Annotated in this window: 13 protein-coding genes and 1 CRISPR repeat array; of the genes, 9 read left to right on the top strand and 4 right to left on the bottom strand. The window is 34.4% G+C overall.

All coding sequences use genetic code 11. The features are described 5' to 3' along the window. Nucleotide 1 precedes the first annotated feature (1 nt). Genes argS through rho form a run of 4 tightly spaced genes read right to left on the bottom strand, consistent with a single transcriptional unit; the run spans nt 2 to nt 7,164 of the window. Nucleotides 2-1,618 (bottom strand): arginine--tRNA ligase, encoded by a 1,617-nt coding sequence (gene argS, locus FLY87_RS07510; RefSeq protein ID WP_141266742.1) that lies wholly within the window; start codon nt 1,616-1,618, stop codon nt 2-4. Next, nucleotides 1,611-5,522 (bottom strand): phosphoribosylformylglycinamidine synthase, encoded by a 3,912-nt coding sequence (gene purL, locus FLY87_RS07505; RefSeq protein WP_141266740.1) that lies wholly within the window; start codon nt 5,520-5,522, stop codon nt 1,611-1,613. The genes argS and purL overlap by 8 nt, the downstream gene beginning before the upstream one ends. Further along, on the bottom strand, nt 5,519-5,917 hold the full coding sequence (locus tag FLY87_RS07500) for a PaaI family thioesterase (RefSeq protein ID WP_141266738.1): 399 nt from the start codon (nt 5,915-5,917) through the stop codon (nt 5,519-5,521). The genes purL and FLY87_RS07500 overlap by 4 nt, the downstream gene beginning before the upstream one ends. Next, on the bottom strand, nt 5,914-7,164 hold the full coding sequence (gene rho, locus FLY87_RS07495; protein ID WP_028842629.1) for a transcription termination factor Rho: 1,251 nt from the start codon (nt 7,162-7,164) through the stop codon (nt 5,914-5,916). The genes FLY87_RS07500 and rho overlap by 4 nt, the downstream gene beginning before the upstream one ends. A 599-nt stretch (nt 7,165-7,763) precedes the next feature. Here rho and csm6 point away from each other — a divergent pair. The 9 genes from csm6 (at nt 7,764) to FLY87_RS07450 (ending at nt 20,513) form a co-directional block, all read left to right on the top strand. After that, a complete protein-coding gene (csm6, locus tag FLY87_RS07490) occupies nt 7,764-8,897 on the top strand; it encodes a CRISPR-associated ring nuclease Csm6 (protein WP_181406008.1) in 1,134 nt (377 codons plus the stop codon). Nucleotides 8,898-8,976: 79 nt separating this feature from the next. After that, the gene (gene cas10, locus FLY87_RS07485; RefSeq protein ID WP_141266737.1) at nt 8,977-11,562 is read left to right on the top strand and encodes a type III-A CRISPR-associated protein Cas10/Csm1; all 2,586 of its coding nucleotides are present in this window, start codon (nt 8,977-8,979) and stop codon (nt 11,560-11,562) included. Then, nucleotides 11,559-11,990, top strand: coding sequence for a type III-A CRISPR-associated protein Csm2 (csm2, locus tag FLY87_RS07480; RefSeq protein ID WP_141266736.1), 432 nt, complete (start codon nt 11,559-11,561; stop codon nt 11,988-11,990). The genes cas10 and csm2 overlap by 4 nt, the downstream gene beginning before the upstream one ends. 3 nt (nt 11,991-11,993) lie before the next feature. After that, a complete protein-coding gene (gene csm3 / locus FLY87_RS07475) occupies nt 11,994-12,728 on the top strand; it encodes a type III-A CRISPR-associated RAMP protein Csm3 (RefSeq protein ID WP_012545508.1) in 735 nt (244 codons plus the stop codon). Nucleotides 12,729-12,731: 3 nt separating this feature from the next. Beyond that, a complete protein-coding gene (locus tag FLY87_RS07470) occupies nt 12,732-13,646 on the top strand; it encodes an RAMP superfamily CRISPR-associated protein (RefSeq protein ID WP_012546365.1) in 915 nt (304 codons plus the stop codon). A gap of 1 nt (nt 13,647) precedes the next feature. Then, on the top strand, nt 13,648-14,733 hold the full coding sequence (csm5, locus tag FLY87_RS07465) for a type III-A CRISPR-associated RAMP protein Csm5 (protein ID WP_012546605.1): 1,086 nt from the start codon (nt 13,648-13,650) through the stop codon (nt 14,731-14,733). Nucleotide 14,734: 1 nt separating this feature from the next. Next, a complete protein-coding gene (gene cas6 / locus FLY87_RS07460; RefSeq protein WP_012545702.1) occupies nt 14,735-15,631 on the top strand; it encodes a CRISPR-associated endoribonuclease Cas6 in 897 nt (298 codons plus the stop codon). Nucleotides 15,632-16,038: 407 nt separating this feature from the next. Beyond that, a CRISPR array of direct repeats spans nt 16,039-18,262; the repeat unit is 36 nt; unit sequence GTAGGAAACAAGACCTCATTTAAAAGGGATTGCGAC. A 243-nt stretch (nt 18,263-18,505) separates the two neighbouring features. Next, complete coding sequence (locus FLY87_RS07455) at nt 18,506-18,856, top strand: hypothetical protein (RefSeq protein ID WP_012546826.1); 351 nt, start codon at nt 18,506-18,508, stop codon at nt 18,854-18,856. Nucleotides 18,857-18,887: 31 nt separating this feature from the next. Next, complete coding sequence (locus FLY87_RS07450; RefSeq protein WP_141266735.1) at nt 18,888-20,513, top strand: DEAD/DEAH box helicase; 1,626 nt, start codon at nt 18,888-18,890, stop codon at nt 20,511-20,513. Nucleotides 20,514-20,637: the final 124 nt, after the last annotated feature.

Genomic DNA, 20,637 nt, shown 5'->3' with positions numbered 1-20,637 from the left:
ATTACATCTTTTCAGGAGCTTTAACTCCAAGCATTCTGAGTCCATGTTTTAAAACAAACATTATAGCCTTGCACAGACTGAGTCTTGTTTCTGTTAATTCATCATTTTCAGAGATAACTCTGTATTTGTGGTAATAACTGTGAAACAATGCTGCAAGTTCCTGTAAATAAAATGTTATTCTATGTGGTTCTCTCATTTGAACGCTCAGTTCAAAAATCATTGGATAAATGAGCACCTTTTTAATAATTCTTAATTCATCTTCGTTGAAAAGTTCTCCAGAAAATCTTTCTGGTTCACTCTGAGCTTTTACAAAAATACTATTAATTCTTGCATGAGCATACTGAACATAATAAACAGGATTTTCATGAGACTGTTTTTTTGCAATCTCTATATCAAACTCAAGATGGCTATCATGTCTACGGGTTAGAAATATAAATTTTGTAGTATCAGCGCCTATTTCATCAATAAGCTCTCTTAGAGTAACAAATGTTCCCGCTCTTTTTGACATTTGAACAGGCTTTCCTTCCCTGAGCAGATTTACCATCTGCACAAGAAGTATTTTAATTTGAGAATCAGACATGCCCAATGCCTGTACAGCAGCCTTTACTCTCTGAATATACCCGTGATGGTCAGCTCCCCAGATGTTTATAAGTTCATCAAATCCTCTTTCAATTTTGTTTTTATGATAGGCAATATCAGAGGCAAAATATGTATATGTTCCATCACTTTTTACAATAACTCTGTCTTTGTCATCTCCAAAAGCTGTTGAATGAAACCACAATGCTCCATCTTTTTCATAAATAAATCCAAGTTCTTTAAGCTTAAGAATCGCTCTCTGAACCTCACCTGTATGATAAAGTTTTCTTTCACTTATCCAGTTATCAAAATTTACTCCGAAATCATCAAGGTCTTTCTTTATTTCATTGAGCATTTTTTTATAAGAAAAATCAATTAAAAAATCAGCGATTTCATCAAATTCCTTATTTTGTAAACTATTGCCATACAAATCATATAGTTCCTTTGCAATTTCATTTATATACTCTCCTTTATAACATTCCTCTGGCATTTCAAGGTTTTTCCCAAAAAGATTTTGAAGAGCAATATAGACACTCAATCCAAGAATCTCAACCTGTTTACCAGCATCATTTATGTAATACTCAGTGAAAACATTATATCCAGCTTCCTTTAAAATGTTTGCTAATGCTGCTCCCAATGCAGCTCCTCTACCATGCCCAAGATGAAGTGGACCTGTAGGATTTGCACTGACAAACTCAATCTGAATTTTTTTACCATTCCCTATATTCTGGGTAAAAAACAACTCTCCCAGTTTAAGAAGATTTTCAAGCTCAGAAAAAACAAAATTATTTTTGAACTTAAAATTTATAAATCCAGGTCCTGCTAATTCAACACTTTCAAATGAGCTTTTATTTATTGATTGAATTATATCCTGAGCAATCGTTCTTGGGGGTTTTTTTAATTTTTTTGCAATTTCCATTGCTATTGGTGTGCTTAGGTCACCAAAGGCTTCATTTTTAGGAATTTCTATTTCAGGCTCAACTTCTGGTAAGCCAAGTATTTTAATTGTCTCAATGATTTTATTTTTCAAAAATTTATGCATGGCTATCACACCACAATCTTGCATTCTGAAAAAGTTTAAGCCATGGAGATGCTTTCAGTTTTTTCCAGTCTTGAGGTAGCCATGGCAATTGCCACAGTAAAAATGTTCTTTCCGGATGAGGCATCATAGCAAGATGTCTGCCATCTTCACTGCATAAAGCAGTTATACCATAAGGTGAGTTATTTGGATTAAATGGGTAGGTTTCTGTAATATTTCCACTATCGTCAACATAACGCACAGGTGCAAGATTTTTCTCAAGAACTTTACTGAGAATATTTTTATCAGGGAAATATGCTCTTCCTTCTCCATGAGCTATCCATACTCCAATTTGAGAGTCTTCCATCTCTTTAAGCATAATTGATGGAGAAGGTAAAATCTTTACAGTTACCCATCTGGATTCAAATCTTCCAGATTTATTCCATATAAATCTGGGCTGTTTTAGTTCTTCAATCCCATACCACGGAACCCATCCAAGAAGTGCCATAAGCTGGCATCCGTTACAGACACCGAGACTGAAAGTATCATTACGCATATAAAAGTTTTCAAATTCCTTTTTTAGATGAGAAAACTTTATACAGCCAGCCCATCCCTTTGCAGAGTCAAGAACATCTGCGAAACTAAAGCCACCAACAAATGCGATTCCCTTAAATTTCTTGAGAGAAATTTTTTTATCTATCAAATCCTGCATACATACATCCCATGGTTCAAATCCAGCCATGTAAAAGGCAGCTGCCATTTCTCTATCACCATTGCTTCCTTCTTCACGAATGATTGCAATGAGCGGTTTTGTTTTCTTTTTAAGAATTATTTCAGGAGTACGTTCAGGGGTAAAGCTAAGTTTGTAATGAGGAGCAATTCTTCCATATATTGATTTTTTTTCTTCCTCCACGCACTCAGGATTTGCCTGAAGCATATCAAGACGATAACTGGTTTCTTCCCAGATGTCTCTAAGGGATGTCATGGGTTCATCAAAAATGATTTTATTAGAATGTTCAATAATAATTTTATTTTCTTTTAAAGTATCGGCAATTCTGTAAAAAGGTATCTCATTTTGTATAAGAAACTTCTCTACTTTATCAAGCTTTTTAATATCTACTTCAATTGCAAGCCCTGGTTCTTCATTAAATAGTTCTGCCATAATATTAGATAATTTAGGCTCTTTTATTTTTATATGAAGTCCGCAAGAACCTGAGAAAGCCATTTCAAGAAGAGTTGTAATCAATCCTCCATCTGAACGGTCATGCCCTGAGAGTATTAATTTTTTATCAATTAATGTTTGGATTGCTCTGAAACTTCTCTTTAGAAGTTCAGGATTTTCCATATCAGGCGTTTCATCACCAAGCTGTCCCATACATTGAGCCAATGCTGTGCCACCAAGTCTTTTCTTTCCATTAGAAAGGTCAATGAAAAGAATCACACTTTTATCTGGAGATTTTATATCAGGTGTAATAATCTTCTGTATATCAGGACATGGCGCATAAGCAGAAATTACAAGACTTCCTGGAGATTTTACAACTTCAACTCCATCTGGTGTTTTAACTTTTGCAGCCATTGAGAGAGAATCTTTACCTCCATCAATTGCTATACCCAGCTTTATCATAAACTCTGCCATAGCCTGTGCAGCTTTATAGAGTCTAACGCCTTCTCCTGGAAGTTTTGCAGCCCACATCCAGTTAGCAGAGCATTTAATATCTTGAATATCTGTAATCTTTGCCCATACTATGTTTGTTAAAGCTTCTGTGACAGAAAGCCTTGCCATAGCCTCAGGATTTATAAGTCCTTTTATTGGTTGTTCTCCTATGGCATGGGCAATTCCTGTTTTATTAAAATAGCTCTGAGCAACAACGCACACGTCTGAAACTGTAAGTTGCACAGGTCCGGCACACTGCTGTCTAACAATAAGTCCTGTAACTGAACGGTCTACTTTATTTGTTAGAAATCTTTTTGAACCTACAGAAAGAAGCCTCAAAACCCTATTTAATGCATCTTTCAGTGTTAAAGTTTCAGGAATTTTTAACGGTTTAAGTTTTTTTTCAATTGTTTGAAGTTTGAATTCTTTTTTTGGAATTTCTCCTAAAACATCCTTAAGATCAAAATTGACAGCTATTTGATTATTTTTACTGTCATAAACAATAAGTTTCCCATCTCCTGTTACTTCTCCAATAATTGACCATGGAAGCCTTTCCCTTTTACATAGAATACCAAAAAGTTTTACATTTTCTTTTTCTATTAAAATAGCATCATTTTCCTGATATTCTGCTCCCCATATTTCAAGAACAGAAAGAGTTTCGTCTCCAAGTATTACTTTTCTTATATCAATTTTTGCTCCTTCTGGATAGACAAGCTCTTTAACTACATTACAGTTTCCACCAGCGCCCTGGTCATGAATGCTTACTATAGGATTTTTTTTGCCAAGTTCAACACAGGCTCTAACAACTCTGTTAAGTTTATTTTCCATCTCAGCGTCTCCGCGCTGCACAGCATTAAAATCAAGCTCTTCACTAAGTTCTCCTGAAACCACAGAAGATGCAGCTCCGCCTCCCATTCCTATTCTGTAAGCAGGACCGCCAATTTTTACAACATACATTCCCTTTTTAGGTGAATCTTTCTCAGTATGAATTGCATTTATCTGACCTATGCCACCAGTAAACATTATGGGTTTTATCCACTCAACTCTTTCTCCGTCAGGAAGCCTCATACCAAATGAACGGGTAAATCCTGCTATTATAGGTTCACCAAATTTATTTCCATAATCAGAAGCACCATTGCTTGCTTCAATCTCAATCTGTAGAGGTGTTGCAAGATTAGAAGGATATTTAAAGGACTTATCTTCCCATGAAAGCTCATAGTTTGGGATATAAAGATTTCCAACACAATAAGCTGCTGTTCCTGCAATTGGGATAGCACCTTTACCAGTTGCATGAACATCACGGATTCTTCCTCCTGTCCCTGTCTCAGCTCCAGGGAAAGGAGCTACACCTGTTGGAAAATTATGAGTTTCAGCTGTGAAAATAAGATGATGTAGTTCCCTTTTTATTGCGAATCTACAAGACTTTCCAGGTATTTCAGGTTTTAAATATCCTATTTTTGCTCCATATATAGCGCTTGAATTATCTTTAAAGGCTATAACAGAATTTTTCGGATTTCTTTTCAAAGGTTCTTTTACTATATCAAAGAGCGTTTTTTCTGCCGGTTTCCCATCAATAAAAAGAGTTCCTCTGAAAAACCAGTGTCTTGAATGTTCACTGTTTGATTGAGCAAGATCAAAACATTCAACATCTGTTGGATTTCTCTTTAATCTGTCCTTGAAAAGCTTTAGATAAAACTCAATATCCCACTCATCCCATCCAAGACCAAGTTCATGATTTATTTTTTCAAGTGCTTTTTTCCCTTCTTCCAAAACAGGCACCATTCTTAAAGGTTTTGGAGATATGCCATGAGAAAAGTCATTAAGGGGCTCTGGATACGGACACTCAACCATTCTGTCATGAATCATGTCAAGAAAAAGTTTCATAGGGAAATTTTTAATTACAGGTATCAATTTATATCTTCTTGAGCGTTCTATTCTTTGAATTTTATTGATTCCGATGCTATGGCATACAGATACAGCACAGGTAGACCAGGCAGTAGAAAAATTAAGACGAGGTCCTACTTCAAATATCATTCCATTATCTGAAGATAGAAAGCTTTTATCTGAAAAGTTTTCTGGTTCAAAGGTTTCAGCTAAAAGCCATTTTAAAATAGTTAATTCATACTCTGATAGTTTTTTATCTGTCAGGATGTAGTAGCAAAATTCTGTTTCAACTTGTTTAATTTCATCTGAAATTTCAGAATTTATACGTTTGAGCAGTTGTTGTGTTTTATATTCTGAAAGAGCACCTTTTCTATAAAATTTCAGAATCATTCAGTTTTTTCCTTTATAATTAATTTACTTTCAGCTTCTGCTATTAATGTTCCATTTAAATTTTTTATCCAGGCTTTTGCTTCAATTAGTTTTGATTTTATATGCTCTGCATGAGCCTCTACCACTATTTTTTCCTGAGGCGCTACAGGATTTTTAAATCTTATTTTTAGCTCTGCTGTAACAGTATGATATCCAAGAGAATTTCCTGCATAAACACAGGCTTCATCAAGAAGCGAGGCAATAACTCCACCATGAATTATTCCACTCCAGCCTTGATATTCTTTCGTAAGAATTAATTCTGCAAAGGATTTACCTTCTCCGTGATTAAATTTTACTTTTAGTCCAACAGGATTTTGTTTTCCACAGACAAAACAATAATCTTCAGTTTTCATCATTTATTCATCATCTCAAGAAACTCTTTATTGGATTTTGTTCCTTTAAGTTTACTCAATAAAAATTCCATTGCCTCAATTGGACTGAGTGTACTCAGAACTTTTCTTAAAATCCAGACTTTGTTTAAAACATCAGGAGCAACAAGGAGTTCTTCTTTTCTTGTGCCAGAAGCACCAATATCAATACTTGGAAAAATTCTTTTGTCTGCAAGTTTTCTATCCAGATGAACTTCCATGTTACCAGTTCCTTTAAACTCTTCAAAAATAACATCATCCATTCTGCTTCCTGTTTCTACAAGAGCTGTTGCAATTATTGTAAGAGAGCCGCCTTCTTCTATATTTCTTGCTGTACCAAAAAATCTTTTAGGTTTCTGCAAAGCTGTTGCTTCAAGTCCACCAGAAAGAACCTTTCCTGAAGCTGGAGTAATAGCATTGTATGCCCTTGCAAGTCTTGTTAAACTGTCAAGTAATATTACAACATCTTCTCCCTCTTCCACAAGTCTTTTCGCTCTTTCAATGACCATTTCTGAAACCTGGCAGTGTCTCTGAGCGGGCTCATCAAAGGTAGAACTTATAATTTCAGCTCCTGTAACCTGTCTGCGCCAGTCAGTAACTTCTTCAGGTCTTTCATCAATAAGCAGAACTATAAGGTATATTTCAGAATGATTCTTTTTTATAGCTTTTGCAATTGACTGAAGAAGCATGGTTTTTCCTGTTCTTGGAGCAGCCACAATTAAACCTCTTTGTCCCTTTCCAACAGGAGTGAGTAAATCCATCACTCTTGTTGAGTAATCTGCTGGATTATACTCAAGATTAATTTTTTCAGTAGGATAATAAGGAGTTAAATTGTCAAAAAGAGGTCTAATAATACTCTCTTCAACAGGCTTTCCATTAATTGATTCTACTTTAAGAAGTGCAAAATATCTTTCATTTTCTTTTGGAGGTCTAATCTGTCCTGTGATGAGGTCTCCTGTCCTCAAACCGAATTTTCTTATCTGGGAAGGCGAAACATAAATGTCATCAGGGCTTGGTAGATAACTGTAATCAGGACTTCTCAGAAAACCGAATCCTTCTGGAAGAATTTCAAGTACACCTGCACCGTAAACAGTTCCAATTTTTTCAATCTGGCTTTGAAGTATTGCAAAAATTAAATCCTGTTTTTTCATGGAAGTGGCATTCTCAATGTTCAGAGAATTTGCCATATCCATAAGCTCTGGAATTTTTTTCTGTTTTAATTCAGAAATAGAAATTGGAATGGTATTGTTTTCCATTATATTACCTCATTATGGATTTTTAAGGATTTTTTTCACTTTTTAAAATTGTTTAACCCTTCAGGAGGGCAACTTTAATGATAAATTAAGCTTACAAAATCTGATAAATTTTGTCAATACTTTTTCTCTTTCAGGTTAGGATATAGTATCCATGGTAAGAATAAACTATGAAGACTGTTCAATTGCTAAATGTCATTCCTCAGGATCTCAATGTTCTTGAGGAATTTCTGAAATTGTTTAAAAAATGAGGAGATTCCTCGTAGACCCTTCGCCTAAGGCTCAGGGCTCGCTTAGCTCGGCTTGGGATGACCTTTTACTGTCACCCTGAGCGTAAGCGAAGGGTCTCCTAAAAGTCGGAATGACAGTTGGAGGTAATTGAAAAATAGCAGGAGTTGTAGTTTATTGATTTTCAATAAATTACAAGTTTTTGAACAGTCTTTATCTGTGATTCTGAGAGGTGAAGCCCCGAAGAATCCGGGCAGAAATTGTTATCCCGAAAAACTTATGCTTTTTAGTTAATCCTGAGAAAAACTATAAAATCTATTGAAATCCTCAAGGATTTTTATTAAAATTGAGCAATGTATCAAAAATTTAAAGAAGTATTGGTATGTGTTGCTGGTGCTACTCCACAGATAATTACTGAAACAATTTATGCCTTAGCTATGAAAGACCCTCCCATTTACATAGATGAACTCTACATTATTACAACTAAAAAAGGTGAAGAGATAATAAAAGATGTTCTTATAGGAGGAGGTATTTTAAATTCTCTTTTTAACGAGTACGGTCTATCGCGAACAAAAATTACAGATATAATTACTATCAAAAATGACAATATAGAGATTGATGATATAAGAAACACTGAAGAAAGTGAAGCAACTGCTGAAACTATAATTAGTTTCATAAGAAAGATTACTCAAAATCCAAATATAAGGCTTCATTGTTCAATTGCAGGTGGAAGAAAAACAATGAGCTTTTATCTTGGCACAGCCCTTCAATTTTTTGGAAGGCCGCAAGATAAACTCTATCATGTACTAGTCTCGCCAGAATTTGAGGCTAACCGAGAGTTTTTCTATCCACCTAAAAAACCACGGTGTATTAAATGTAGGATTGAGAATAGTTCTTTTAAAATGATAAGCACAGCTGAAGCAAAAATTGAACTTGCAGAACTCCCCTTTTTAAGGCTAAGGGATAAAATTGAATTAAAGGAAGGAACATTTAAGGAGCTTATGAAAATAAGTCAGAACGAAATTGATATTGCAATAATCCAGCCACAAATAAAAGTTAAATTAAAAGAAAGAGAAATAAAAATTGTCTCAGATGTATTGCTCCTTCCACCTGTAATGTTGACAATTTACTCCTTTTTTCTAAAAAGGAAAATTGAATGTGACAATGCAAAAGCTTGTCTGTCTTGTAATGACTGCTATCTTAGTCTTAATAAGTTGACTGAAGAACCATTTATTGATGAATTGGCTTCACTTTATGGATTTATTTACGATAAAGATCCAGTGAAAAGCAGCGAATTCAAGGAAAATTATACTCAAAAGTATGCCACTGAAAACTTAAGAAGCTATATTAGTAAGATAAATAGAAAAATCTCTCAAATTGTAAGTGATGGCTCTTCGTATCACTACTGTCTCATTAAATCCATAAGGAAGTATGGTTCAACTCTGTATGGAGTTCCAATTGATAAAAGAAGGATAAAAATAGTTTGAAATATTGTTGCAACATTTTCTTTTAACGAAATGAGTGTAAAAGTTCAGTAAAATAAAAAAAACAATGAGGAGTTAAAACATGGTGGACAGAGAAATTTTAAAAATTGCCATTGCAGCTTTACTTCATGACATAGGTAAATTTTCAGAGAGAGCATCAGTTGAAATTCCTCAGGACTATGTTATTAATAATCAGGCTCTTTATCAACCTAAGTATAACCACAGATATACCCACAGGCATTCTCTTCACACAGCTTACTTTTTTGATAGTTTTTCAAAATACTTACCAAAGCAAATACTTACTGATTCAACTGCAGATACTTCTCTCATAAATCTTGCAGCAATGCATCATAAACCCACCTCAGCAGAACAGTTAATTATAAGAGAGGCTGATATTTTAAGTAGTGGTATAGAGAGAAAAGAATTTGAAGAGCAAGACGCTCAAAGCCGAATGCCCAAGGAAATCCCCCTTTCAACAATTTTTGAGGATATTTCAATAAATGAGAACTGGAAAGAAAACAAACCAGAAAGTTTTAAGTTTGTTTATCCGCTGGCAACTTTATCCCCTAAAAGCATCTTCCCTGTTGAGAAGAGTTCACTAAAACAAATTGATTATAAAACCCTTTATGAACAATTTATAGAGCTTTTTAAAAAACTTCCTCATATTGAATATTCACCACTTTGGTTTGAACATCTTGACAGTTTACTTTTCCTGTTTACCAGCTCAATACCATCTGCTACCGTTACCAGAGATGACGCTGGAGATTTTAAAGAGATTATCACTGACATATCTCTCTATGACCACAGTCGCCTCACTGCTGCAATTGCCACAGCATTTTATGCCTATCACAGAGAGACAAATTCTATAAATATAGATGCCATAAAAGACAGAGATATTGAAAAGTTTCTTCTCATAGAGGGTAATTTTTACGGTATTCAGGATTTCATATTCTCTGATACAGGAGACACGAGAAAAAATGCTGCAAAGCTTCTAAGAGGAAGGTCTTTCTATGTGTCACTCCTTAGTGAGCTTGCATCAGATTTTATAGTTGAAAAGATAGGGCTGCCCTCAACCTCTATCGTTGTAAATGCAGCTGGCAAATTTAGAATGATCCTTCCAAATACTGAGAGAGCTATAAAACTTTTAGCGGAAGCAGAAAATGAAATTAATGATTGGCTTATTAAAAACTTCTATGGTGAAGTATCAATCGGTATAAGTAGTGTAACAGCATCTTTTAATGTTTTAATAGATACTGAAACTCTGTCAGACATAGGGAAAAAACTTGGTAAAGTCTCAGAGGAAAGAAAATTCCATAAATTTGACATTTTAAAGTATGCAGGGGCTAAAACAACCTATCTTAATGAATTTTCTTCTGAATTTGGCATATGCCCCCTATGTAACAGAAGACCTGCAGGGGACAGAAACAAGATAGATGACGAGCATCTTTGCGATGTGTGTTTTGATCATGTAAATATTGGAAGAAATCTAACATCAAAGGATTATATTGCGATTACTTATAAAGATGCAGACTTGAAGGATAAGCTTAGAATTCCTATATATAACCGATATCAATTAGCTTTCATCACAGGCAAATTAAGAGACCTTGTTGAAGCAGGAAAAGTAAGGCATTTCTGGGATATAAACTCTCTCTGGCAGGAAGAACTACATTTAAGCAAAGAACTCTTTTCCATAAAACTTATTAACGCTTATGTCCCGAGATTTACAGAGGAACATAAGGATGCTGAGATATTGGAAAAATTGAAATATGATGAATCTGAAGAATCCCTCAAAGAAATAGATAACTTAATTAATTATGGCGGAATTCTCAGCTTTGCTCACTTAGGAAAACTAAGTCTTCACAAAATTGATTCAGAATATCAGGGAGTCCCAGCTTTGGGAGTTTTCAAGGCAGATGTAGATAATCTTGGGACAATATTCATGAAAGGGCTAAGGAAGGAAAAGAGAACTTTTTCCCGATATACAACTTTATCCAGACAGCTTAATCTGTTTTTTACTCTTTATGTTCCTTATCTCTGCCGCACAGAATTTAAAAATATCTATACAGTTTTTACAGGCGGTGATGACTTGTTTGTTATAGGTCCATGGAAAGACACCTTTGAATTTGCTCTTAGAGTGAAAGAGGATTTCAGTAAATACTGCTGTGAAAACAGGGAGATTTCCCTATCTGCAGGACTTTTCATTACAAAGACAGAAACACCAGTTATAAACATGGCTAAATTTTCAGAAGAAGCCCTTGATAAAGCAAAACAGAAGGGTAAAAACAAGCTTACAGTTTTTGATGTTTCAGTCTCTTGGGATGACCTTTCAAAACTTGCGGAGATTGAATCACATTTGCACAATTGGCTTGAAGAAGAAATAATAACAAAGGCTTTTTCTTATAAACTCAACGAAATAGTAAAAATGGTGGAAGAAGAGATACATTTAAGACAGAGCAATTCTTTTGACCTATCAAGTTTGAATTCACTTACATGGAGGGCTAAACTTTACTACTCAACTATAAGAAATGTGGCGAAAGGATATCCGAAGGACAAAAGAATTGAAATAGCAGAGGAAGTGCTTACACATCTAAGCCTTTGGCTTGAAAAATACAGGGAATCCATGAGGATTCCTCTCTGGAAAACTTTATACATGAGGAGGAAAGCATGAGTAATGGAGGATTACCAAAAATTGTTTTTTGGGCTGACGAGAAAGCTGAAATGATTAATCCAGATCTTTTTTCAACAGTAGCTGAGGCATGGGCAAAGAAGATTAAAGAAGTAGGTAAGATAGCTAAAGATAAAAATAAGATATCTCAGATACGAAAGTTTTATGATGAGGTATTATTGTTTTCAGATAGAGTAAAAAATGAAGATCAGTTCAAAAAAATGCTTCCTTACCTTAAAATGTTAAATGCAAAAGCAGCCTATGCAGATGGAAGGAATCATATAACAAAGGAATTTAGAGATTTCATTCAGGATTGTGTTTCTTTGGTTAACACTAAAAAAGATTTTGATATTTTTGTGAAATTTTTTGAAGCATTCATGGGTTTTTACAGATACTATGATGAATTATTTGATAGAAGAATGAGGAGGTAAAACATGCAACTCAGAGAGATTAAAACAATCAAGGGCACAATCAGACTTAAAACAGGCTTACATATCGGTTCAGGAAATACAGAAATGCAGATAGGCGGAACAGACAATCCTGTAATTAAGCATCCCTATACGAATGAGCCTTACATACCAGGGTCATCTCTGAAAGGCAAGATAAGAAGCCTTGTGGAGCTTTACTATGGAGTTGTTGCTGAGGCTACAAAACATGATGACATGATAAAGGCTGGAGGACTTGCGTCATCAAAAATGCTTGAGCAATCAAATGGTGGGATAAAAAAACACATTGAAAACATTCTCAAAGTTTTTGGCTCTGGAGCAGGAGATACAGATGAAAAGCTGGCAAAGCAACTCGGTCCCACAAGAGTGTCTTTTAGTGATTGTTTTCTGACCGATCAATTTATTAAAGAAGCAGAGGAGAAAAGATGGAGCTATATTGAAGTTAAGTCCGAAAACAGAATCAACAGAATTACAGGAACAGCCGAGCATCCAAGATTCATAGAAAGAGTTCCAGCTGGAGCTGAGTTCAAATTAGAGATAAGCTTTAAGATTTTAAATAATGGAGAAGAGGAACTCTTTAAGAATTATCTATTGAAAGGGCTTAAACTTCTTGAGTATGACAGTCTTGGTGGGTCTGGTAGCAGAGGATATGGAAAAGTAGAATTCATCTTTGATGATGAAACTTTAAAAAGGGAGTATGATGAGATTAAACTTTGGGGGTAAACCTTGAAAACCTATTCAGTTAAAATAAAACCTCTCACAGGTTTTGGAGACTTTATAAAAGGAGACACGCTTTTTGGGCATATTTGCTGGCAACTATGCTATGACCCAAAAATATTTGGAAAGAGTCTTGATGAACTTCTTAATGACTATGATAAAAATCCTTTCATAGTCTTATCTTCAGCCTATCCTGTAGTAAACAACAAGATTTATCTCAAAAGACCCGCGTTACCGCTAAGCATGCTTTTTGATATCTCTGAGGAAGAAATTGTAAAAAATAGAAAGGAACTTAAAAGAAGAAACTATTTTGCTTTTGAACAACCACTAAATTTGCTAAGAAAAATCAATTATGAATCCTTATCTTTTTTCAAAGAGCAGGAGCAGACAAGGTGTAGCATAAACAGGCTTACAAATACAACAACTGAACCACCTTTTGCTCCTTACAATGTAGGCAAAATTTTCTTTAATTGCGACTTGGTAGTTTTCGCAGGTTTGCGGGATGATATTAATATAAATTCGTTTCTTGAAATTTTGAGTCGTATTGGAAAACATGGTTATGGTAAAGATGCAACTGTTGGATACGGAAAATTTGATATTATCAGCTGGGAAGAGATTGATTTGTTAAATACCGCTAAGTCTCCAAATGCTCTATATACTCTGTCTCCTCTATGTCCTGACTCGGCTCAAACTGAGAAAATATATTTTAACCCTTTTGTAAGATTTGGCAGACACGGAGATATACTTTCAAAAAGCAAAAACCCCTTTAAAAATCCTGTAATATTTGCTGATGAGGCTGCTATAGTTTTTACAAAGGCAGAGATAATCAAGCCCTACATCGGAAAAGTGGTTAGAGATATCTCAAAAGCTTTACCAGAGGCAGTAACCCAGGGATATAGCTTAGTAATTAAAGTGGAGGTATGAGATGATTTATAATGTAAAATTACACACCGTAAGCCCGATTCACATTGGATGCGACCAGAGTTACACTCCTGTTAATTTTGTAATAGATACTGACAAAAGTACTCTCATAGAGTTTGACCTTTGGGATTTCATCAATTCACTGGATGAAAAAGAGTATATAAAATTAAGGGATATATCAGAGAATAAATCACCCATTGCACTTGTGTATCTATATAGATTCTATGCTGAAAGAAAAAACAGAATAAAGGGTAGAACTATTCCAATTCCAAAAGAACTTGCTGATAGATACAGAGATGTTAAGCAATTCCAAAATGAAAGTGATGTTATCAGGGAATTTAATGAATTTGAAATACCAAAGACATTTTATAATCCCTACACAGGTAAACCTCTGATTCCAGGTAGTTCCTTAAAGGGCTCTATAAGGACAGCATACATTGAAGGATTAATCAAGGAAGAGGGTAACGTTGCCCACTATAGAGATAGAGAGAAATACCCAAAATATACTGACATAGAAGAAAAGATACTGCAGGGTAAAACAAAAACCGATCCTTTTAGACTCTTAAAACTCAGCGACTTTGAACCTCAGGGAGAAGTAAAAACAGAGATAATCTTTCAAGTAAATGTACGAAAGCTAAATAACACATCAAAAGAATCTCTTTCTATTCCGATAGAGATTATTCCTACAGGTAATGTTTTTAAAGGAACATTAGCAATAGAAGAGCCATTAGCTCATTCAGGTATATCTAAAAAGCTTGATTTGACTGAGCTATTGCTTAAGACTCATTCGCACTATGCAGGAATTTTTAACAAAGAGATTGACTTAAGAAAAATCAAGGGATTCAGTCTACCAAATCTTTCAGAGTATAGAGAGATGTTTAAGCAAAAGTATTTTCTACTAAGACTGGGTAAGCACTCCGGTGCAGAGGCAGTTACATGGGAAGGGCTAAGAAAAATAAAAGTAAAAACAAAAGAGGGGACACAAATAATGGATTCATCAACTACAATATGGCTTGCCTCAAAGCAAAAAAAACCTTCTAATCTTTCAAGTACGACACCATTTGGCTGGGCTATTTTAGAGGTTTTATGAGATGAGGATAGAATATAAAAACATAGAATTTGAGCTTAAAGCTTTGACAGAGATAAAACTACCAGATTTCAAGGGTTCTGCCTTCAGAGGAGGTTTTGGGCATATCTTTAGAAAAATCACCTGCGTACTTAAGAGGCTTAATTGTCTTGAATGCCCACTAAAAAATCAGTGTATCTATTCATATGTTTTTGAAACACCCCCTCTGGAGAATTCAAATATATTAAATATGAGCAATTATGAGAAAATTCCTCATCCTTTTATATTTGAGCCACCTGAAACAAAGAAAAAATTATTTCAACCAGAGGAAACTCTAAATTTAAAAATACTTCTAATTGGAAAAGCAATGGAATTTGCCCCTTATTTTATTTACACCATATCTGAACTTGGAAAAGTTGGAATTGGAAAAGGTAGGGGTAAATTCACTGTAGAAAATATAAACATAGGTGAAAAGCTGTTGTTTCATCTTAATAACATAAACATAAGAGAGTCGTACAGCGTTCTAAAAATCAGAGCAATAACTCCATTAAGAATTAAATACAATCGCGACCTTGTAAGAGACATTGAATTTCACATACTGATCCGCTCCTTATTAAGAAGGCTTAGCCTTATTTATTATTTTCACATAAAACCTGAAATTTTAATACATGAACCAAAAGAACTTATAAGGAAAGCAGAGACGGTCAAAAAAGTTCAAGATATAACATTCTGGTATGACTGGGAGAGGTATTCATCAAGACAGGACAAACGAATGAAGCTTGGTGGAGTTATTGGAGAGATAATCTATAAGGGGAATATATCTATATTCATTCCATATGTAAAGGCTGGTGAAATCCTGCATGTTGGCAAAGGAACAAGTTTTGGATTGGGCAAGTACGAGATTGTTGAGTTCTCAACTTGACAAACATACAATGGTTATGATTTGATTTAATAAATTGCTCTTTGACAAGGCTGGTTTGTTTTAATCTCTAATGATTAAAACATACGAATATTCACTCCGAGCTTGGCGCTTGGAAGAATATTATTTTGCATTATTTTAATGGAGAGCTAACACTGTTTATGAATAGTTATTCCGAGCCTGCGTAAACAGGCGATGAATCTCAATCTCTATTTTTGAAGAAAAGAGATTATTTTCAACCAACTATTGGATATATTCACGCAAAATATTGCAAATATTTGTTTTGCTGGGAATATAAAATTAAGCATTATCAATGTTTTGAACCTCATGCGGAGGTGGGAAAATGCGAAAAAATTTGCACACCCATTTTTATAACATGTTGAAAAATAAACAAAAAAATATGATAGGCAGTAGGAAACAAGACCTCATTTAAAAGGGATTGCGACTTGTTTGACATTGTCAATTGTCTGACAATGTCAAGTAGGAAACAAGACCTCATTTAAAAGGGATTGCGACAATAAAATAAAAAATATTATAATATCACCCCCGTAGGAAACAAGACCTCATTTAAAAGGGATTGCGACGCTCCTCAATCTCCTCTTGTAGATTGAGGAGATTAGTAGGAAACAAGACCTCATTTAAAAGGGATTGCGACTTTTATCTTTTTTAATTTTTGTTACCATTTTGTAGGAAACAAGACCTCATTTAAAAGGGATTGCGACCTCCAGTTCCATCAAAATTAATCTTTGCTTTTATTTGTAGGAAACAAGACCTCATTTAAAAGGGATTGCGACATTGTTTTCATTTATTAGCTTAATTTGATTGTCAGTAGGAAACAAGACCTCATTTAAAAGGGATTGCGACTTTTACTTCAGCAATGCATTTTTCAATCATATCAGGTAGGAAACAAGACCTCATTTAAAAGGGATTGCGACTGTGTTTTTTTGCCCCTTCCATTCTCACTGTAAGGGTAGGAAACAAGACCTCATTTAAAAGGGATTGCGACTTTGATATAAAGACCTAATTCTTGGCATACTTTTGTAGGAAACAAGACCTCATTTAAAAGGGATTGCGACTGAGGAGATTTTCAAGAATAGACACAGGCAATTTGTAGGAAACAAGACCTCATTTAAAAGGGATTGCGACTAAGCTCAAAATTTCATTTATCATTTACCCTCCAATGTAGGAAACAAGACCTCATTTAAAAGGGATTGCGACAAGCATCCTTTTTCAATTTTAAACTCCACTTTTCTGTAGGAAACAAGACCTCATTTAAAAGGGATTGCGACAAGCAGTTGTTACTATTTCAAACAAAAGCCCCTCGTAGGAAACAAGACCTCATTTAAAAGGGATTGCGACAGTTAACTGATTAATTAATTGGCTTGCTTCTTGAGTAGGAAACAAGACCTCATTTAAAAGGGATTGCGACACACATTTTGTTACTTTTAATGGATAAGGGTCTTGTAGGAAACAAGACCTCATTTAAAAGGGATTGCGACGTCGTATATGGTGAGGAGTATTTGTTCCTCACCGTAGGAAACAAGACCTCATTTAAAAGGGATTGCGACCTCATAAATCTTAAAGGATACATCAAAGCATCCTTTGTAGGAAACAAGACCTCATTTAAAAGGGATTGCGACCTGCAACAGTCTGTTTTTTCTGTTTAACTATGTGTAGGAAACAAGACCTCATTTAAAAGGGATTGCGACAAAAATTCCAGAGATTGCCTTCTTTCATAACTGAGTAGGAAACAAGACCTCATTTAAAAGGGATTGCGACCAAAATCCAAAGCATAAGACCTTGAGTAAGTTTCTCTGTAGGAAACAAGACCTCATTTAAAAGGGATTGCGACTTCAATCTCTGTCACGTTATCACAAAAAAAATAAAAGTAGGAAACAAGACCTCATTTAAAAGGGATTGCGACAATGCAGGAATTACCCCACCCTGCAAAATAAAAGTAGGAAACAAGACCTCATTTAAAAGGGATTGCGACTTGTTACAATTGAACACCTATTCTCATGATTATCGTAGGAAACAAGACCTCATTTAAAAGGGATTGCGACTTTGATATATTGAAGTATGTTTTACAAATTCAATTCGTAGGAAACAAGACCTCATTTAAAAGGGATTGCGACACATGAAATTAGCCTTCTCATACTACAATGTCTCTTAGTAGGAAACAAGACCTCATTTAAAAGGGATTGCGACCTGGACTTTTCTCATTTTAACACCACATTTTACAGTAGGAAACAAGACCTCATTTAAAAGGGATTGCGACAATCATATTGATTACTTCTTCTATGAACCTTTTGTAGGAAACAAGACCTCATTTAAAAGGGATTGCGACAGAAAAACCCTCTCTATCACTTGTAAAAAAAGCAGGGTAGGAAACAAGACCTCATTTAAAAGGGATTGCGACAGTTGCATAATTTGATAGTTCTAAATCTTGTCCTAGTAGGAAACAAGACCTCATTTAAAAGGGATTGCGACTTGTTTGACATGGGAAAGTTAGGTGGTGGTTTTTGTAGGAAACAAGACCTCATTTAAAAGGGATTGCGACATGATGAGCCGTCAACATCTATTTTCAACATTCCATCCGTAGGAAACAAGACCTCATTTAAAAGGGATTGCGAGTTTCTAAAAAGGAGGTTTTAATGAACGTTGACAACAGCAATCAAGAGCCTTTATTAGGTTTTTTATCTCTTTATGAGACAACTTCGCATGATGGATATATTGGAAGCTTATTGATAACTGATCCTCATGGTATACCACAAGAATTTAGATGCACTCATCCTATTAAACCTACGGCAATCCAAAAGGATATTATACGGAGAGAGTTTAGAAACCTATGTTGGTGTCAATTTATGCGGATTTTCTTTGCTCAAATCTCTTCAAACTGTTCCATCAATTTTAATTGTTGGCAAGAATTACCTACTTGACACACGAAAAGTAACTTCTTATCCCGTTGTATATGTTAGAAAAGCTGGTGAAACAATAGATTTAAGTTCATCGGAAAGTTCAAAAATTGGTAAAAGGGAAAGAATTGAATGCCCTACCAGTAAATTTCAACCGATAATAGTTATCTCTCATCCAGATTTTAGTGATGATTTAGCAGTGGCAAAACAGATGCTTGAAAATATTTTTATTTTACTTGATCCTTTGGAACCATTTAATAGAATGTTAAAAGCAATTGAAGTCTTAGGCAAACAAGATAAAACATTTCAATGAACATAAGAAAACATAAGATTTCTAAAATATTATGAAATTTCTTAAAGATTTACGGATTAATTTAGCTAAAAAATTAATACTTAAAAAGAAAGAAGACATATTTTTACTTGATAAGATTGAAATAGACTTAAAGGGAGGAAGCCCAGTTAAACTTAAAATTCCTCCTTTCCCTACGCCTCAGAATATAGAACACCAATATTTTCAGAAACCATTAGTTAAGGATTATAATGTAAATTTCCCCGATTGTAAACATACTTGTATGTATCGTATTTCAAAAGATAAATTACCTGAAATCTCTGTTTTTGAAATAAGGGGAAAACTTTTCTGCCCTAAAATAAAAGCTTTTGCAGTTAATTTAGGTAACCCCGTGGTCATTGGAATGTCTTATAAAAAATACGAAAGAAAGGATAGGGTGTCAACCTTATTCCCTGTTAGTGATGATAAACTTTGTATTCACGGTATTGAAAGAAAGTTATGTTCTATTTGCAATCAAAGATTACAAAATAAAAAAACACCAATTAAGTCTAATTTTTTTCAATTAATTTTACCCATTCTCCAACCTCCATTAGGTGAAAATTTTGATAATCCGATTGCTTTTCAAAATAAATTGAAGTTATATCCCTTTAAAATAGATGGAGTTAAATTTTTAGCCAATCATAAACAGGCAATACTTGGAGATGAGATGGGACTGGGAAAATCTATACAAGCAATTGTTGCAATAAGATTACTATTCAGAATTGGGGAAATAGTCAATGTAATAATAGTTTGTCCAAAATCAGTGCTAACTGATTGGAAGAAAAAATTAAACGATTGGGCTCCTGAATTGAAAGTTGTAAAAATATGTGGCACTCCAGAACAAAGAAAAATTATCTGGTATTTTCCCGCGCATGTTTATCTAATAACTTATGATACGTTAAGGCAGGATGAGAATGTATCAAAAAAAGATTTTGATCTGGTTATATTAGACGAAATTCAGAAAATAAAAAATCCAAGCTCTGGAATTCCAAAAGCAGTCAGACAAGTTAATGGTAAAATTCGCTGGGGATTGTCTGGGACACCATTGGAGAATCACCTTGATGAGCTTGTGTCTATTTTTGCTTACATTAAACCAGGGCTTTTAACTTATAATGATGTTCAAAATCTTAAGAAGATTAAAGATTTAATTAATCCATTTTTTCTTAGGAGAAGAAAACAAGATGTTCTGAAAAAACTTCCTAAAAAAGTTTATGAAGAAGTTTGGCTTGAACTTACACCTGCTCAGAGGAAAGCATATAATAAAGTTGAGCAAGAGGGAATTGTTACTTTAAAAAAGCAAGGAACATCTGTAACAGTTCAACATATTTGGGCATTAATTTCAAAATTGAAACAAATTTGTAATTTAGACCCTATATCAAATGAAAGTTGTAAACTTGAATATCTTCCTGTTGCCATTCAAGCAGAAGACAGAACTCATAGAATTGGGCAGAAAAAAACTGTATTTGTTTCATCACTTTTTACTGTTAATACAATAGAAGAGCGAATACAAAATATTCTTAACAAAAAGAAACAACTCTTTAAAGAGGTTATTGATCACTTGAGTGATACAAGATTATCTAAAATTTTATCTGAAGAAGATTTGTTCAGCCTTTTTAATATCAAAAAATCTAAGAGTAAATAAAATGTCATAGCCAAGATTTAATCTCATAAGATAATCCAACCTTGACAATATTTCTGCAATGTTTCTGTTTGAAAAATTAATTTCCTCAGAGGTTTATAATTAACTTAAGGGCAAAAGCTCTGAA

The sequence above is a fragment of the Thermodesulfovibrio sp. Kuro-1 genome, assembly GCF_006538445.1.
In the GTDB taxonomy this organism is placed as follows: domain Bacteria; phylum Nitrospirota; class Thermodesulfovibrionia; order Thermodesulfovibrionales; family Thermodesulfovibrionaceae; genus Thermodesulfovibrio; species Thermodesulfovibrio yellowstonii.
The sequence above is the reverse complement of the archived record's forward strand: the minus strand, read 5'-3'. Positions and strand labels throughout refer to the sequence as shown.